The organism is Bradyrhizobium lablabi (assembly GCF_001440475.1).
Classification (GTDB): Bacteria; Pseudomonadota; Alphaproteobacteria; order Rhizobiales; family Xanthobacteraceae; genus Bradyrhizobium; species Bradyrhizobium lablabi.
In genome coordinates, this window is record NZ_LLYB01000061.1 from 1 (window position 1) to 16,207 (window position 16,207).

The window sequence follows — 16,207 nt, forward strand, 5'->3', positions numbered from 1 at the left end:
TCGGAACGTTCTGACGATAACCGATTGCGCTATTACAAGGGTGGGCAAAGGAGCGCTAGCGACGTGCCTACCATCTATCACCGCTCGTGCTGCTTGACGGTGGGCACGCTTACGCTTTGCCCAGCCTACGAAGCTTTGCCCAGCCTACGGTTCCTGTTCGCCGCATGACCGTTTTCGCGGGATTTGCGTCATTTCGATCTGTATATAACGGCAGTAGAGTCCGGTTCGACGGAACATTGGACAGCCGGAGGTAGAGACAGCCGGAGGTAGACTTTTCCTGTCGTTACGCCCTAGACTCGCCGCAATTATCTCACCAGATCCGCCACAACGATCTCCCCTGAAATCGCCGTAACTACGTCACGCGGCCGTCAGTTTACAGGTTCCCGTATCCGGCCGACGTCATCCGTCGCGTTCTGAAACGCGTGATCGAGCTGATGAACGAAAAAAAACGAATAACAAACGCGGGAATATCCCGACGCCGCCCGGGGTTCATTGATCCAGGCTCGCCGGCCAGGCGAGCAAAGTTCCACATTGGAAACCTGAACGTGCGCGTGGCGCGCCACCCTAATACGCGATTTGTGACATGGTTATAACGCAAGGTTGTAAGTGATGAAGCTTCCCGTTTTGGCCGTTGTGCTTGCTATGTCCCTCTCGTCTGGGCCGCAGATGGGAATTGTCACAGGCGGTGTAACCGGCACCTACATCAAGATTGGCGAGGACATCAAGAAGATCGCCGAACCGAGCCGCATTTCGTTGCAGGTTCTTGAATCGGCCGGCTCTATTCAGAACGTATTCGACGTTCGCAGGAAACGCGGCGTCCAACTCGGTATCGTGCAGTCGGACGTGCTTGATTATATCCGCGACATTTCTGACGACAATGAACTGAAAGCCATCGCCGCGAAGCTTGCTGCCGTTTATCCGCTTTACAAGGAGGAGGTCCATATCCTCGGCGATCTCTCCCTGAAAACGCTGAACGACCTGCACGGCAAACGCGTTGCGATTGGTCCTCAACGAAGCGGCACGTACCTGACCGCGAAGACGATTTTCTTCCAGACGGGGGTCACGCCTTCGAAAGAGGTATTTCTCGGAGGGAAGGAAGCGCTGGATGCGCTGCGCAAGGGCGAAATTGACGCGATGTTCTATGTGGCCGGCGCGCCGGCAACGCTGTTTTCGGAGAACACGACGGTCGACGATAAATTCCAGCTCATCGCCGTGGACGACAAAGCCCTCGACAGCTATGTGACGACAGTCATCCCGGCGGGCACGTACAAATGGCAGGAATCCGAGGTGAAAACGGTCGCGGTCAAGGCCGTTCTGATAACGTTTAGCTACGCCGGCGAGCAGTGCCAAAACGTGGCCAAAGTGGCCCAAATCATCCGTGAGAACAAAGGTTGGCTGGATGTGAACGGCCATCCGAAATGGCGCGAAGTCAATCTCGACGAGCGACTGCCGAAGTGGCCGCAATATGAATGTGTGGCGGCAACGCAGGAGCAGCCGCAGCCCAAACCCAAGGGCCCGAATATCAAGATCGTGCGCTAGCCTTGACGGCTGTCCTCGCGCATCTTCTGCCTCTTTTGGTGATCGGCCGTCCCGGCGCCCAAGCTTCTGGACGTCCGTTCGCTTCCGAATCGCTTTATCCTCAACATTCCCGCATCGCTTGGCGCGGCGGTTTGCGGCGCGCGCATTTGCGATCGCAGCAATACACCAGCACATCGCTGACGCCGCCCGCGCGCATTTCTCCGAAGGTGATTTTCCGAGGGTGCGTCATTGCGGCCTACGATGCGAATTGTCGCACGGGTCGATGCTTCCGATGAGTTAACATTAGGCGGGTGGCGGACCTGACAGGGATCGGCGCTATGGGACACTTTGAAGTGTTTGCCATCATCGTTGCTTTTGTTCTGGTGGCATCGCTCGTGGTCGCGCTTGTACAAGACCGGAGACGATAGCGCGGGATGGGGAGAGCGAAGCGAAGCCCATCGTGGTATCAAGGTCCGAGATGATGGGTATCGCTTTCGCTCCCATCCTATGGACCGAAGAAGCCATGACAGGGCAGGCACATGAAATCTCGCGTCGAGACGCTCACACCGCCGAACACGCCGACACCGATCGGCCCTTACAGCCACATCGCCAAGGTGGGCGAACACATCACGATCGGCGGAACGGCCGGCGTCGATCCGGCAACCGGGCAACTGGCCGGCGACGTCGCCGCCCAGACACGGCAAATCCTGAAATCGTTCACCGTGATGCTCGAGGCGGTCGGATCCGATCTCAGCCATGTCACGCACATCAACATTTTCCTGCTGCGCATGTCCGACTTCGAGACGATGAACGCAGCCTATGTCGAGATCATGGGCGACCGCCGGCCGGCGCGAACGGTCATCGGCGTCCAGGAGCTTCCCAAGGCCGGCGCATTGTTGACGATGAACCTCACGGCGGTGACGAGGGAGCTATGATCCGGCGCTGAAGGCTTGCAAGCCCACGAACCAAGCGGCCGAAAAACAGGCCGCGGCAAAACGGGAGGATGCGATGCGGGACCGACGATGGACAAGACGCGACCTGCTCAAGGCGTCGGCAGCTTCGGCGGCGGGTTTGCTGTTTGCCGAGCCGCTGAAGGCCGCGCCGCCGCCGGCGACGGAGGTAACGCCGGCCCTGATCGAGGCGGCGAAGAAAGAGGGCAAGCTGTCGTTTTATTCGGCACTTGAACTCAACACCGCCGAACGGCTGGCGCGGGCGTTCGAAGCCAAGTATCCGGGCATTTCGGTGCGCGTCGAACGATCCGGCGCAGAGCGGATTTTCCAGCGCATCGCGCAGGAGCAGGGCAGCGGCATCCGCGCCGTGGACGTCGCCAATTCGACCGATCCCGCGCATTACCTCGAATGGAAGAAGCACGATTGGCTGGCGCCCTACCTTCCCGGCGACGTTGTCCGGCATTTTCCGGCCGACCAGATCGACCCGGACGGCATGTACGCAACGGCCTGCGCCTGGACCGAAGCAATCGGCTACGACACCAGCCTGGTCAGGCGCGAAGAGGCGCCGAAGAGCTATGCCGACCTGCTTGATCCCAAATGGACGGGCAAGATGGTCAAGGCCCATCCCGGCTACAGCGGCGCTATCCTGACGACCACCTTCCTGCTGGCGCGCGATTTCGGCTGGCTGTATCTGGAAAAGCTTGCACGGCAGAAGATCATGCAGGTGCAGTCGGCCGCCGATCCGCCCAAGAAGATCCTGCTCGGCGAGCGCGCCGTCATGGCCGACGGCAACGACTACAATCTGGTGCTGCTGAAGGATCAGGGCAAACCGGTCGAAGTGGTCTATCCCGCGGAAGGCTCGCCGCTGATCATCGTGCCGTCAGGAGTTTTTCGCGGCGCGCCCAATCCGAACGCGGCAAAACTGTTCCAAAACTTCTTCTTCAGTGCGGAGACCCAGCAGATGCTGGTCGACGTCTTCGCCCACCGCTCATTCCACGCGCAGGTCAAGGAGAAGGGCGAGCACGTTCCGCTGGCGGACCTGAAGCTGCTCAAGGCCGATCCCGCCCAGGTGCAGGCGCAGAGCGAGGAGATCAAGGCGCGGTACACGAAACTGTTCGGCGTGTGAGATCATCGGCCGTGCGCCGGCGGCTTCATCGAATTCGCGTTCTTGCCGCGTCCCAGCGCGAATTGACCGACCGGGCCCTCTACATGGAATTCGAGCCCCGTCATTTTTGCAAACAGATCGATATTGCCAGTGCCGATGGCGCAGCCGCCAAGGCCCATATCGGTCGCGGCCAGGTAGAACGTCTGGACCAGGCTGCCGACATTCTTCAGGATAAGCGAGTATGCGATTGAGCTGTATTTCCAGGAGATTCGCCCAAAACGCGCGGATATCGTGATCAGGACCTGCGGCGGTCCGGATGCGTCCATGGCAAACTCGGCCGCCGCTGAAAGCGCCTGGAGCTGTTGTGCGGGGACCTCGATCGCCACCAGTGCGTGGCTGCCCGCGTCGTAGTGGTACAGTCCGCGTGCAAGCCCCTCGCAGTTCGAGACCGCCAGATACAGTTCCAGTTCGTATGCGCTGCCCGCCGACGGATAGGGCCTTGAGCTGTAGGTGATCTCGGGACCGCCTTCGAAATTCGCGCCGCTTTTCCATTCCGACAGGACTTGGGCCGCGCTGCCCAGGAACTGCGCGAGCTCGGCGAGCGTGATCGGGTGCTCGTCATCGAAATCCCGGACTGAATGGCGTTCGCGCAACAGCCCGGCGAAGGGCGAGACCGGATCCGAGGCGGAGAATTTGCGCAGGTCGATCTTCTCGCCGGGCCAGGGCGGGCGCACCGCAGGCGGCAGGGAAACGACGCCGGCATAGGCGAAGGTGCTGCCAACCGGATTGGCATGGCGGCCCTCCGTACTCCGCGTGTGGAACACGAGATCATGGAAATCCCAGAGAACGAGATTGCCATCGCCCTCATTCGCGCGAAGGCCGTCGCCGCTCTTCGCATCGAGCTTGAACAGGAACTGGCTATCCACCAGCAGTTCGAGCAGATCGAGGTTGAAGGCCGCCGCGTGTCGGCGAAGCCTGCTGATCCTCTCGGGCCGCGATAGCGTGGCGAGGGTGGCGGCGATGGCGGGATCACCAATTCGAAACAGCGCGGCGGCGCGCGGCGATTCCAGCACCATTTCGTTGCCGCGCCGGCGCAGATAGGCAAAGCGCGACAGCACGACGGTGTCGCTCTCGCCGAGCTTTGCGCGTTGCGGCCAGTATTCTGGGGTCTGGGGCTCGATCACCACGAGATCCTGCTCGTCACGCGGAAGGGACAGGCGGTATTCGACAAGTCCGTGCCGCGCCAATCGACGCACCAGGAGGTCGACCTCCCTCGCGATGGCGCTCTTGCCGGCAAAGGAGGCGAGCGGCAGGCCATCGGTCAGACTGCGCGCACGGTCCATTGCGGCCGGGCTGAGGTGCCCCAGATTGACAAGATAGCCGTCCACGGAGGTGGCAATGCTTCCGTCCGCCTGCATCTGAAGGGAGAGGTGACGGTTCAATCTGATGGCGATGACAGGGGCGATCTTCCTGGTCGGCTTTTTCCTGACAGCGCGCACGAAAGACCTGCCTTTCAAAAGACTTCCCTTTCAGGTGTGCGGCAGGAACGGAGTAAGTTCGCTTTCCAGCCGCGGGCGATCCAACAGTCCAAGCTTCACGGGAACATCGTAAAGCCGGCCCGGTGCGAAGCGGCGATAGAAATGCCGCAGCCCCGGGACGAGCACGCGAACGACGGGGACCTCAACGTCGGGCCGCGTCTGGTCGAGCACGAGGAAATCGTAACCCGCCCGGGTAGCGATCTCGACACAGGCATTCACCTGATCGCGCGTATTGTCGTGAACCCGAAGGTCGGGAGCCGGCGGAACGATCGGCTTGTCGCTCGGGATCAGGAACGGATAATCTTCCAGCCGCAACGGCTTGACGCCGTCCAGCGTCGGCTTCTCACCGCTTCCGCCGCCCATCATGCCAATCGACATGAACTGGGTCAGCTCGGTGAGCGAGCGCAGCAGGGCGATGCGACGGTCGAAATGCGCGCCGGAACCGAATTCGATATTTTCGTGGCCGTTCTGCATCCAGTGCATGACCGCCACGTAAGTAGGAATGCCGAGATCGCTGGTGACATCGAGCACCCACAGACGGCGCCCGGCATCGGCAAACTGGGCCTGCAGATCCCGGACATAGGAATCGTCGAATTGTTTGAGGTTGACCTCGGCGCGCTGCACCTGATTGTACCACCAGATGGCGTAGGCATCGCGTTCGATCAGTTCGAGGAAGCCCTGAACGATGGCTTCCTCGCGGGTGTTGCCGGCCGCGCAACCGTTGGAGTCCGTATGGAAGCCGCCATAGAAGAAGTAGAGCAGGCCGGTCGGGAGGTACTTGAAACGCTTGTCGCGCAACGACCAGACCGGCGACCACTCGGTCCTCATCGAGGGATCGAGCGGCTCGGGAACCGGGTGTGAATCGTCCGGCTGCTGGGCATGCCGGTTTTGAAACTGCGTTTCGCTGAAAAGCTGGACGTCATTGGGGTGAAAGGCGTCGCCGGGAGCGAAGTCAGTGAAGCGGCGCGCCGTCCTGATCTCGTCGCCCTGGAAAATCCCGGAATAGCGCTCGATCGCCTCCATCAGCGCGCTGGCCTCGCCCTGCTCGGCGGTAGAGCCCTTGCCGAAGCTGCCGCCGCTCAGTCCGGACCTGAGCTGATCGACGCTATGGGCTGGCGCAGAGAAATTGTGGTAGGCGAAAAAATTGGTGTTCATCGGCAGATCGACCTCGATCCGCTCGAGCCGCGTCACCACGCCGGTGAGCGGGCTTACATGCTTGCGGAAGCGCGCCACAGTCGTCCGAGAGCTTACGGTGCGATATCCACCGCTCGTCATGATGAGCTGGCTGCCTTCGGCGATCTCGATTGATGTCGCCGCCCGGCGTGGACTCTGCAGCTTCTTGCTCCCGCAGGTCTGACATTGCGGGCGCCGCGCGACAAAGTGCTTGGCGACGACCGCACCCGTCAGATCGAGGCTCGCAATGTGATCGCGCAGATCGGTGCGAAAGCCTGAGGCAATCGCTTTCGCGATTTCGACGGCAGCGAAGTGGATTGCGGTCTGTCCAACACTGTCCTGGACCAGCGGCGATACGGCAATCGGCTGCGCCGGCCCACGGTCGAGAAACCCCTTGATCTCCCGGTTGCGGATCATGCGATCGAACAGACAGTTCCAGCAGGCGCTCTCGCCCGGTTTGAACACGGGCCCCACCAGCGGAAACACGCCGGATGGCTGCACCAGCAGCCAGGGCGTCTTGTCGGCCGCACGCTCCCGGTTCATCTCGGCCAGCCGCCGGTCAAGATAGTCGTTCACCAACGTGATCGTGAGTTTGGGCGAACGCTTGGCGATCTGAACGCCGAGCTCGCTCAAGGCCGCGGCAAGTTCTTTGGCGCCTTTGACATCGATCGCCTCGACGCGCACGGGGCAATTGCGGAGATTCTGCTCCGCGACCTCGATCGGCAGGCCGAGGCTCGCCCAATATCCAGCCACGGCGCCATCGAATGCGTGCGACGCTCCTGCAACGATGTATCGGCGATCGAGCAGCCGCTTGATCGCTTCCTCTATCTTGTCGGGCGGAAAGCTCTTCGAAAGCTGCCGAACGATCTCTGGCGGAGCCTTTCCATTTTTCCCGATCGCCGTGGCCACCGCGCAATACAGATCGCCGTGCAGGAAGAACTTGCGATCCTCCGAATAGAGGCAGACCACATCGGGAGGAAGCACATAGACGGTGAAGTTCGGCGAAAATCGCAAGATGTCCTTGCGGGTCTTGCTCGCAACGCGGCTCTTGCGATTGGCTGTCATGGGGTCAGCACGCGGGTTTTGTTGCCTGTCATTTCAGATCGCCAGAGCAGCAGCGAACTATTGTCCGGCGGGGCTTGCGAAAACAAGAAATTGGCCGGGTCGATCGCGAGCCCGGCCAATGAAATCGTGGCGTGTCGATACACAATCAGAAAGCGTCGTTTGTTAGCACCAGCGGCACCGGCCCCAGGATGCACAGCAACCTGCACAGGCTACCCACGGCACGCCCACGCCAATCCAACCAATGCCGCAGCCACCGCAGCCGCCACAGCCGAAGCCGCATCGGCAGGCTCTGCATCCACAGCCTCCGCAGCCGCGACAACCACCGCATCCGCGGAAGCCGCCGCATCCACCACATCCGCGGCAGCCACCGCATCCCCGGGCTAGCTGCACGCCGGCAAGCACATTTTCTTCGTCGTCGAAGAGACGGAAGGTGGCGAGGCTGACGTCGGCAATTTCCTCTTCGCCGAACGTGACCATCATGCCAGGAGCGAAATTCCGCCCCTGTTGCACGTCACCGGTCGGCACGGCCGATGCCGATGCGCCTCCTGCTAGCGAAAAAGTTAATCCGGCGGCGCCTAACGCCGGTACGGCGGTTCTGGTTACTCGCTTCTTTGTCGAAGCTTGCTTCACCCGCGGCATGGTCGCATCCTCCAATGTTGCAGGAAGGATCTCCGTGAAGGCGATGCTACGCTGGGCAAATAAGGCAGGCAAGATTCACACGAAAATGTAATGACGCTCGTTCAGATAGCATTCATGTTGATGAACGTTGTCGCCACATTTTCATCAAGTGCAACGACGGCCTGTTGCGTAGACTGCAATGAGTGCGGCTTGATGCAGCGCACAACCGTCTCCAGGCTTTGAGCGGAGAAACTGGCTTGGTCGATCAACCCGGACGCTTCGCCTGGTATGAGCTCCTGACCACGGACGCTGCGGCAGCAGGCGCCTTTTATGGCGAGGTCGTCGGTTGGGGAGCGAAGGACGCCTCGACGCCGGAACTGGCCTACACGGTGTTCACCGCCGGCGACGTACCGGTAGGCGGGCTGATGGATCTCCCGGAAGAGGGACGGCGGTTGGGGGCAACGCCGAGATGGGTCGGTTACATCGCAGTCGATGACATGGATGCGACGGCCACACAGATCAGGCATCGTGGAGGCGCTGTCTTGCTGCCGCCGACGGACAGCAATATCGGCCGGGTTTCAGTGGTCGCCGACCCGCAAAGGACCACTTTTGCACTGGTCAGCGGACTGACATATGGCCAAACGCAACCCGGCGGGCTGGACGAACTGGGGCGCGTGGGCTGGCACGAGTTGCTGGCCGAAGACCGGAACAAGATCTTTGATTTTTACGGTGATCTTTTTGGCTGGCAGAAGGCCCAAGGTGAAACCGAATCGGCAGATTGGTATCAATTGTTTTCGGCGGCCGGGCAGACGATGGGTGGCATGCTCACCAAGCTTCCGAGCGTGTCGCATCCGTGTTGGCTCTATTACTTCAATGTGGACGACATCGGCGCGGCCGCCAAGCGCGTCAATGCCGGCGGAGGCCGCGTTCTTCAGGGGCCGATTGAATTGCTCGAAGGTTGCTGGATCGCGCGATGTGTCGATCCCCAGGGCGCCCTGTTTGCACTGCAGGGTCTCCGAGGTGAGAGAGATGCCGAACGACCCGCCGGCTCGGAAGTCAGTTGGTCCGCCAAATGGGGGGACATTGCCTCACAGGGCAGGATGGTGCTTCCAAAGCCGAAGCGCTAGGACTGGGACGTTTCGCTGGTCGTCGACCTGATCGGAAGGTTGTGGAATGTAGGGTGGGTAGAGCGAAGCCCATCATCGGCGCAAGATCTGTGGGCTGCGTTCTCGGCGTCGGTGCGACAGAGCTACTTACGGCGACGACGTATTTTCTTTGCCGTCCAGTGAGATCCGGTCTTGCCTAGCCGGTTGGCGTTGGCGGTCACGCGCCTACGGTATTGATCGATTATCTCCTTGGCTGAAGCGCCGCCGATCAGGCTCCTGGACGCTTTGAGCGCCGCATCGATCTTTTCGTTCACCATCAGTCGGGCTTCGCGCCGCGCCGCCCTTTTTCCGCTGAGCGTAAGCTTCATCATCCGCAGAGCGATGACGGTGTTCGCTTCGATTGCCAATCTCGTCAGCGAATTCCACATCTGTCAGCCTCCGTCCGAGACGCCCGATGACGTGGTTCGCGCGGGATAACGGCCAGTCGGCGGCGGCATGCCGCCGACTAGTCCACACGTGATGACCGTCACTGCGCGGTGCGACGTGCCGGCGCAGCAGCTGGCCGCAACTCCAGCGTGGATACGCCTGCGGCAACATTCACGCCCGTCTGCCCCTGCATGGCTGCCGGCTGCATGATGATCCTGCGGTCCGGGCCGCCAACCAGGACGTTGGCGCTGGCTCCGGCGCCGACTGTGCCGCCGGCGGTCGCACCCGTATGGGTTCCCGCCAATGCCCCCCGGGGAAGCGTGGCAGGCGCAAAAACCGCCCAGGCCATCTGGCCGCCGGTCGTGGTACCGACGTCGAGGCCAAGCGTGCTGACGGTGCCTTGATAGGCTTCGCGCGCCCTGCCTCGCGCTGAGGCATAGATGCAGTTCAGTTGCCGCTGTCCCCCGACAACGAGGCCGACACCGGGCGATATGTTGCAGGTGAGCGTGCCGACCCTTGTCCGGCTGGCGTCCTGAGCCGCGGCCGGAGCCACGGCAAGGCCAAGTGCCAGGGCGACGCAGGTGGTTGCGAGGCTATTCAACGTTGCTTTGGTCATGGGGATTCCTCCATCGACGTGTTCGGATGGACCCCCTCAACGCGCGGCGACATTGCGATGTTCCCGTTCCAGTTCCGTTCCGCCATAACGGCCTTACGGGCGGTAGATCATGGACGTGCTGGTCGCGGGCGTGGAAACATGGTCCATCGATCGCTTGCAGCCGAGCAAATCGTGGCATCTTCAATGGGCTAGCTATGCCGGTCCTAGCGGCGATGACGGCTTGGTTCTAGCTGGCCACGGCCGATTGGCCGCGGGTAAACTGCTCGGCCTGACGCACGTTCCCATGGTTGTCGCACATGGATGGACGGGGGCACCGACGTGCCCCGATCCAGATCGGCTGCGTCTTGGAGCGGGAGGCTGAGTAGGAGATGAAGCCGTGTACCCACGCTGGATGAACCAGCTCAGCGCGCTGCTCGTCGCTCTTGTTGTAACCGTTGCGCCGTCGGTTTCGCTGGTGCACGCCGCCGAGGATGCGCGCAGGGTGAGCGTGGTGTCCTTCGGCCTTTTCGGCGATCAGGGCGTGTTCAGAAGCGAGGCGACCGGCGCAGCACAGGTCGTAGCGGGCCGCTTCGGAGGCGGCCCGATCCGCGTGCAATACAATTCGAAGAAAGGCGGAGCTGCAACGATTGAAGGCCTGGCCACGTCCTTGCAGGCGGCGGCCAATGGGATGGACGCCGAGAATGACATTCTGCTTTTGATCCTGACCTCGCATGGCTCGCAGGCAGGCCTCGCAGTCAAAGCGGGCCGGCTTGAGCAAACGCTGACGCCGTCCAATCTCGCCGGCATGCTGGCGCGTACCGGCATGCGATACAAGGTGGTGGTCATCTCGGCCTGCTATTCCGGGGTCTTCGTTCCTCGTCTCGCGAACCCCGATACGCTCGTCATCACGGCGGCCGATGCCGACCATTCGTCATTCGGCTGTGAGGACAAAGCCAAGTGGACCTATTTTGGAGATGCTTTCTTCAATGTCGCACTCCGGCAGGCCAATACCCTGAAGGACGCTTTTGTCGTGGCGCGCGCGCTCGTCAGGAAGCGAGAACTGCGCGAGCGCTTCGAGCCGTCAAATCCGCTGATGTCAGGCGGCGAAAACGTACAGCCGTTGCTCGTTGCGCGTCGTTGAGCGACCGGCCAACGAGCTGTTGGGGCGCACTAAGATGTGCAGCCAAGCCACCCCATCTGCGATAGGATTGCTCGCCGGCGGCGCCCCGTTGGCTCGCCTGCACACTGTTAGAGGGAGGTAGATACCCAACGATAGAGAGGAGGTAGACAATGAAAATCAGTTCGCTTGCGGCGACGGCACTGGTTGCAGCTGTCACTGTCACATTGGCGTTCGCCGCTACGGCGCATGCCCAGCAGCCTCGAACCCTAAAGGTCCAGTCGGCAGTGCCCCCGTCGTCCACGACGCAGGACGCCTTGAAGTTCCTCGCTGACCGGGTGGACAAGTTGACGGCAGGCCAGCTCAAGATCGAGGCGCTGCCGGGCGGCGCGATCGTCCCGCCGTTCGAGATCCTCGACGCAACGCACAAGAAGGTGATCGACGGCGCCTGGGGCATTTCCTACTGGTGGTTCGGCAAGAACAAGGCTGCGACGCTGTTCGCCAATACGCCTGCCGGCATTGCCGGTATGGATCCTGTCGACTTCATCGGCTGGGTCTACGAGGGCGGCGGCCTCGATCTGTGGAACGAGTTCTACCAGAAGGAGCTCAAGCTCAACCTGGTCGCGTTCCCCGGCATACCGCCAAGCCCGCAGGCGCTCGGCTGGTTCAAGCGCCCGATCAAGGACCTCAACGACTTCCGCGGCATGAAGTGCCGACAGACCGGCATCGTCGCCGAACTCTATTCCAAGATGGGCATGGCGGTGGTCAACATGCCGGGCGGCGAGATCCTGCCCGCCGCCGAGCGCGGCACCATCGACTGTGCCGAGTGGGTCGGCGGCATTGAGGATCAGCGGCTCGGGCTGCACACCGTGTGGAAGTACCACTACACGCCCGGCATGCACGAGAGTGCATCGGTGGCCGAGATCGCCATCAACAAGGACGTGTGGGACAGCCTGCCGGCCCAGAACAGGGAAGCCATCAAGTCGGCGCTTTCGGAAACGTTCCTCCGCTGGTGGGCGAGTTATCAGCGGCAGAACGCGGACGCGATCGCCGAATTTGCGGAGAAGCACAACGTGAAGCTGCTGACCACGCCGCCCGAGATCAACCAGGCTTTCCTCAAGACCTGGGATGAATTCGCGGCCGCCGAGTCGGCCAAGAATCCGTTCTTCAAGAAGGTCTACGACTCTCAGAAGGCCTATGCCGCCAAGGTGGTGCCGGCCAAGCGCTTCATGTTCCCGCCCTACGCTTTTCAGGCGGACTACTACTGGCCCCCAAAGGAGGGCAAGTAGCAGCAGGGGAGTGCCAAATCGAGGGGCGGCGGCAGCGCCGCCCTTCTTGCTATCTCACCGCATGCGGCAGCCACAGCGCGATTTGCGGCCACAGCAGCAGCAGGATGAGCGCAAGCACCTGGATCACCATGTAGTCCGCCATGCCCTTGTAGATCGTGGCGAGACTCCAGTTCGGCACGACGTTGCGCAGATAGTATGCCGACATGGCAACGGGCGGACTGAGATAAGCGGTCTGCATGTTGACGGCGGTGAGCGTGCCGAACCAGATCAGGAGGTCGAGCTTGCCGAGGCCCAACTGGAGCTTTTCCACCACCGGCAGGGCGATCGGCAGGAACACCAGGATGATCACGGGCCATTCGAACGGCCATCCGAGCACGAAGAAGATCGCCATGATGAGAGCGAGCTTCCACCAGTCGCCCAGGGGAACGGCGAGCAGGTAGTTGGTGATCAGATTGGCCGAGCCGAGCTTGGTGAAGACGGCGCCGAACACGGTTGAGGCCATTGCCAGGAACAGCACCATGGCGGAGGTCACCATCGTGCCGATGCCCGCATTGGTGAGCGACTGCACGCTGAGCCGGCCATAGACGAGCGCCAGGATGGTGGCGCCGAACGCTCCGCAGGAGGCGGCCTCGGTCGGCGTTGCCAGGCCGCCGACAATGGTGCCAAGCGTAAAGCCGATCAGCGCGCTCAGCGGTGCGATGCCCAACACGACAGCACGGAAATAGGCGTTGCGGACATACGCCCACGCCGCCAGCAGCGCCGGCACCAGCGCCACAATCGATACACTGATCCCGCCCGTCGTCACCGGGAGAGACGGGGCGCCGCTAGCGCCGAGCAGCAGGTGGACGAGCAGATAGACGATCGCGATGAGGCAGAGAAACGCCAGGATCAATACAGGCATTCCCACCCTTTCGGTGGTCATCGCCTTGTAGGCGGTTTCGCGCTCCTCCATCGTCATCGCGGGACCGAGCTTGGGATTAAGGAAGCTTCGGCCAAGCGTGTAGGCGATGTAGCAGCCGGCGAGCAGGAAGCCCGGGCCGAACGCCGCCGAGTAGAGCAGGTTGACCGGAACGCCCATGACCGGGCCCATCACCACCAGCATGACGCTTGGCGGAATGAGAATTCCGAGCGTGCCGCCGGCAGCGATGGCGCCCGAGGAGAGCCGGGCGTCGTAGCCGGTCTTGATCATCATCGGCGCGGCCATGATTCCGAGCACCGTGACGGCCGCGCCGACGATGCCCGTCGCCATGGCGAAGATCGTCGCCGTCAGGATCACCGCCAGATAGAGCGAGCCGCGGACCGGTGCGAGCAGGCTGCGCATCGCGCCGAACAGGCGCTCCATCAGCCCGGCCTGCTCGGTCATGTATCCCATGAAGATAAACAGCGGCACGGCCGGAAAGATCTCGTCCTTCATCGTGCCCCAGATCTGCAGGTAGCTCAGGTTGAAGGTCTGCTCCCAGCCCAGGCCGAAGCCGCCGAAGATGATGGCGAGAAACAGCAGCGTGAAGGAGATCGGGAATCCGATGAAGATGACGGCTACCATGCAGACCAGCATGATGAGGCCGAGGAGCTCCGAATAGCTCATGTTCAGACCTCGATCTTCTCGTGCCTGGTCAGGAACTCGCCGGTGCGCCATGCCCACAGGCTCTTCATGAGTTCCGAGATGCCCTGCAGGGACAGCATGAAGGCGGTGAGCGGGATAACCCCGCGCAGCGGCCACAATATCGGCGTCCAGGCCCCGGAGCTCGAGCGCTCGTCGATCGAGATCGAGTAAAGGAAGTCATCGATCGAGATGTAGAACAGCACGGCCATCGCCGGCAGGAAGAACAGGATGAAGGCGAGGCTGTCGATCATGCCTTTGGTCCGGTCCGAGAACCCTTCCCACAGCATGTCGGTGCGGACGTGAGCACCTTTCAGAAGCGCCAGCGCTGATCCCAGCATGAACAGCGCCGCATACGACATGGTCGTTACGTCGAGCGCCCAGACGGTAGGACTCTTCAGGAAGTAGCGGGCGAAAACCTCGTAGACGTTGGCGAGCACCAGGGGAATGATGAAGAGCACGAAGAGATGACCGGTCCACTCCGTGAACTTGTCGATGGTGCGGATAACGGCCAGATAGCCCCGGGGAGGGGTCGGCCTTGGCGGCGACGAGACACTGGTCATTGCAGTGGCCATCAGCTGACCCTCAGAGGCAGCGCTGTCGTGGACCCCGTGAAAAACCGACCGCACCATCCAGTGCGACCTCGAGCGGGTCCGGTGGAATGTTACTTTAGCGGCGATCTCGGCGCCAGCTGCTGGGTAGCCGTCGCAGCCGCCCAGGAGCGCTGATGGCCATCCAGCCGCAAGGCCGGGCATGAAGACCTGGTGAAGGTATATTATGGACGCGGTCTTCCAGAACGCCGATCGTCTGGATGAGGCGTCCAAAGCTCCGACATCACGTGCTCGCTCGCAGTTGTCCTCTGAATGGTTGGACTTAGAAGTCCATGCCACCCATACCACCCATGCCGCCGCTACCAGGAGGCATACCGGCGCCGCCTTGGTTTTTCTTCGGCACTTCGGCCACCATGGCTTCCGTGGTGACCAGGAGCGCCGCAACCGAGGCTGCATTCTGGATCGCCACGCGAACGACCTTGGTCGGGTCGATGATGCCCTTCGAGATCAGGTTGACATATTCGCCGGTCTGCGAGTCGAAGCCGTAGGCATACTGGTCCTTTTCGAGGATCTTGCCGAGGATGACGGAACCGTCTTCACCGGCGTTGATCGCGATCTGGCGGGCCGGCCAAGACAGCGCCTTGCGTACGATCTCGACGCCGGTCTTCTGGTCGTCGTTCTTGGTGCGCAGGCCCTTGNAGGGAGGCACGGAGCAAGGCGACGCCACCGCCCGGCACGATGCCTTCTTCCACCGCCGCACGGGTCGCATGCATCGCGTCATCCACGCGATCCTTACGCTCCCTTACCTCGACCTCGGTCGCGCCACCGACGCGGATCACCGCGACGCCGCCCGCGAGCTTGGCCAGACGCTCCTGCAGCTTCTCACGGTCGTAATCCGAGGTAGTTTCCTCGATCTGCGCCTTGATCTGGGCCACGCGGGCTTCGATGTCGGCCTTCTTGCCGGCCCCGCTGACGATGGTGGTGTTTTCCTTGTCGATCATCACCTTCTTGGCGCGGCCAAGCATCTGCAGTGTGACGTTCTCGAGCTTGATGCCGAGATCTTCCGAGATCGCCTGACCGCCGNCAGAACTGCGATGTCCTGCAGCATGGCCTTGCGGCGATCGCCGAAGCCCGGAGCCTTGACGGCCGCGACCTTCAGNACCGCCACGCAGGCGATTGACGACCAGGGTGGCGAGCGCTTCGCCTTCGACGTCTTCAGCGATAATCAGAAGCGGCTTGCCGCTCTGCACCACCGCTTCCAGCAGCGGCAGCAGCTCGTTCAGCGAGGAGAGCTTCTTCTCGTTGATCAGGACATAGGCGTCTTCCATCTCAACGCGCATCTTGTCGGTGTTGGTGATGAAGTAGGGTGAGATGTAGCCGCGGTCGAACTGCATGCCTTCGACGACTTCAAGCTCGGTCTGGAGCGACTTGGCTTCCTCGACCGTGATGACGCCCTCGTTGCCGACCTTCTTCATGGCATCGGCAAGGAATTTGCCGATTTCGGAGTCGCCGTTGGCGGAGATGGTGCCAACCTGGGCGATTTCCTCGTTCGAGGT

The 16,207-nt window shown here is 61.8% G+C and carries 14 protein-coding genes and 3 pseudogenes; 7 read left to right on the top strand and 10 right to left on the bottom strand.

The window, feature by feature from the left end:
- Nucleotides 1-609 precede the first annotated feature (609 nt).
- The 3 genes from CQ14_RS14420 (at nt 610) to CQ14_RS14430 (ending at nt 3,594) form a co-directional block, all read left to right on the top strand.
- A complete protein-coding gene (locus CQ14_RS14420; protein ID WP_063800355.1) occupies nt 610-1,539 on the top strand; it encodes a TAXI family TRAP transporter solute-binding subunit in 930 nt (309 codons plus the stop codon).
- A 518-nt stretch (nt 1,540-2,057) separates the two neighbouring features.
- The gene (locus CQ14_RS14425) at nt 2,058-2,453 is read left to right on the top strand and encodes a RidA family protein (protein WP_057858550.1); all 396 of its coding nucleotides are present in this window, start codon (nt 2,058-2,060) and stop codon (nt 2,451-2,453) included.
- Between the two features lie 73 nt (nt 2,454-2,526).
- Entirely contained in the window at nt 2,527-3,594 is a 1,068-nt protein-coding gene (locus tag CQ14_RS14430; protein WP_057858551.1) for an extracellular solute-binding protein, read from the top strand.
- 2 nt (nt 3,595-3,596) lie between these two features.
- On the opposite strand, the gene CQ14_RS14435 is transcribed toward CQ14_RS14430, so the two are convergent.
- Together CQ14_RS14435 and CQ14_RS14440 are read right to left on the bottom strand one after the other, a co-directional pair.
- Nucleotides 3,597-4,991 (bottom strand): SagB/ThcOx family dehydrogenase, encoded by a 1,395-nt coding sequence (locus CQ14_RS14435; protein ID WP_057858552.1) that lies wholly within the window; start codon nt 4,989-4,991, stop codon nt 3,597-3,599.
- Between the two features lie 111 nt (nt 4,992-5,102).
- The gene (locus tag CQ14_RS14440) at nt 5,103-7,349 is read right to left on the bottom strand and encodes a TOMM precursor leader peptide-binding protein (protein WP_057858553.1); all 2,247 of its coding nucleotides are present in this window, start codon (nt 7,347-7,349) and stop codon (nt 5,103-5,105) included.
- 430 nt (nt 7,350-7,779) lie between these two features.
- Between CQ14_RS14440 and CQ14_RS43570 the strand changes: the two genes are divergently transcribed.
- Together CQ14_RS43570 and CQ14_RS14450 are read left to right on the top strand one after the other, a co-directional pair.
- Nucleotides 7,780-8,079, top strand: coding sequence for a hypothetical protein (locus tag CQ14_RS43570; RefSeq protein ID WP_156434984.1), 300 nt, complete (start codon nt 7,780-7,782; stop codon nt 8,077-8,079).
- Between the two features lie 145 nt (nt 8,080-8,224).
- Nucleotides 8,225-9,094 carry a VOC family protein gene (locus CQ14_RS14450; protein ID WP_245320347.1) on the top strand — a complete coding sequence of 290 codons (870 nt, stop codon included), beginning with the start codon at nt 8,225-8,227 and terminating at the stop codon, nt 9,092-9,094.
- Between the two features lie 122 nt (nt 9,095-9,216).
- Here the strand turns inward: CQ14_RS14450 and CQ14_RS14455 are convergent, their stop codons facing one another.
- Complete coding sequence (locus CQ14_RS14455; RefSeq protein ID WP_057858556.1) at nt 9,217-9,501, bottom strand: hypothetical protein; 285 nt, start codon at nt 9,499-9,501, stop codon at nt 9,217-9,219.
- A 98-nt stretch (nt 9,502-9,599) separates the two neighbouring features.
- Nucleotides 9,600-10,115, bottom strand: coding sequence for a DUF992 domain-containing protein (locus CQ14_RS14460; RefSeq protein ID WP_057858557.1), 516 nt, complete (start codon nt 10,113-10,115; stop codon nt 9,600-9,602).
- A gap of 376 nt (nt 10,116-10,491) precedes the next feature.
- Here CQ14_RS14460 and CQ14_RS14465 point away from each other — a divergent pair, with 376 nt between their 5' ends.
- On the top strand, nt 10,492-11,235 hold the full coding sequence (locus CQ14_RS14465) for a C13 family peptidase (protein WP_245320348.1): 744 nt from the start codon (nt 10,492-10,494) through the stop codon (nt 11,233-11,235).
- A 149-nt stretch (nt 11,236-11,384) separates the two neighbouring features.
- A complete protein-coding gene (locus CQ14_RS14470) occupies nt 11,385-12,500 on the top strand; it encodes a TRAP transporter substrate-binding protein (RefSeq protein WP_082649865.1) in 1,116 nt (371 codons plus the stop codon).
- Between the two features lie 49 nt (nt 12,501-12,549).
- On the opposite strand, the gene CQ14_RS14475 is transcribed toward CQ14_RS14470, so the two are convergent.
- The 6 genes and pseudogenes from CQ14_RS14475 to groEL all read right to left on the bottom strand — a co-directional run.
- Nucleotides 12,550-14,085: a TRAP transporter large permease gene (locus CQ14_RS14475; RefSeq protein ID WP_057858559.1), complete on the bottom strand. Its 1,536-nt coding sequence runs from the start codon at nt 14,083-14,085 to the stop codon at nt 12,550-12,552.
- 2 nt (nt 14,086-14,087) lie between these two features.
- Nucleotides 14,088-14,675: a TRAP transporter small permease subunit gene (locus CQ14_RS14480; protein ID WP_199805530.1), complete on the bottom strand. Its 588-nt coding sequence runs from the start codon at nt 14,673-14,675 to the stop codon at nt 14,088-14,090.
- Between the two features lie 298 nt (nt 14,676-14,973).
- The coding region (locus CQ14_RS46205; RefSeq protein WP_283807228.1) for a TCP-1/cpn60 chaperonin family protein at nt 14,974-15,349 on the bottom strand (376 nt) is incomplete at its 5' end.
- 1 nt (nt 15,350) lies between these two features.
- Nucleotides 15,351-15,734: pseudogene (locus CQ14_RS46210) on the bottom strand (TCP-1/cpn60 chaperonin family protein); the annotation flags it as partial.
- Nucleotide 15,735: 1 nt separating this feature from the next.
- Nucleotides 15,736-15,810: pseudogene (locus CQ14_RS48225) on the bottom strand (hypothetical protein); the annotation flags it as partial.
- Nucleotide 15,811: 1 nt separating this feature from the next.
- Nucleotides 15,812-16,207, bottom strand: a pseudogene (gene groEL, locus CQ14_RS46215) (chaperonin GroEL); the annotation flags it as partial.

What these genes read in the sequence shown, in the direction of transcription:
- CQ14_RS14480 (WP_199805530.1), bottom strand. Translation starts at nt 14,675, where the DNA reads ATGGCCACTGCAATGACCAGTGTCTCGTCGCCGCCAAGGCCGACCCCT.
- CQ14_RS14440 (WP_057858553.1), bottom strand. Translation starts at nt 7,349, where the DNA reads ATGACAGCCAATCGCAAGAGCCGCGTTGCGAGCAAGACCCGCAAGGAC.
- CQ14_RS14435 (WP_057858552.1), bottom strand. Translation starts at nt 4,991, where the DNA reads ATGCAGGCGGACGGAAGCATTGCCACCTCCGTGGACGGCTATCTTGTC.
- CQ14_RS14425 (WP_057858550.1), top strand. Translation starts at nt 2,058, where the DNA reads ATGAAATCTCGCGTCGAGACGCTCACACCGCCGAACACGCCGACACCG.
- CQ14_RS14430 (WP_057858551.1), top strand. Translation starts at nt 2,527, where the DNA reads ATGCGGGACCGACGATGGACAAGACGCGACCTGCTCAAGGCGTCGGCA.
- CQ14_RS14470 (WP_082649865.1), top strand. Translation starts at nt 11,385, where the DNA reads ATGAAAATCAGTTCGCTTGCGGCGACGGCACTGGTTGCAGCTGTCACT.
- CQ14_RS14460 (WP_057858557.1), bottom strand. Translation starts at nt 10,115, where the DNA reads ATGACCAAAGCAACGTTGAATAGCCTCGCAACCACCTGCGTCGCCCTG.
- CQ14_RS14420 (WP_063800355.1), top strand. Translation starts at nt 610, where the DNA reads ATGAAGCTTCCCGTTTTGGCCGTTGTGCTTGCTATGTCCCTCTCGTCT.
- CQ14_RS14475 (WP_057858559.1), bottom strand. Translation starts at nt 14,085, where the DNA reads ATGAGCTATTCGGAGCTCCTCGGCCTCATCATGCTGGTCTGCATGGTA.
- CQ14_RS14455 (WP_057858556.1), bottom strand. Translation starts at nt 9,501, where the DNA reads ATGTGGAATTCGCTGACGAGATTGGCAATCGAAGCGAACACCGTCATC.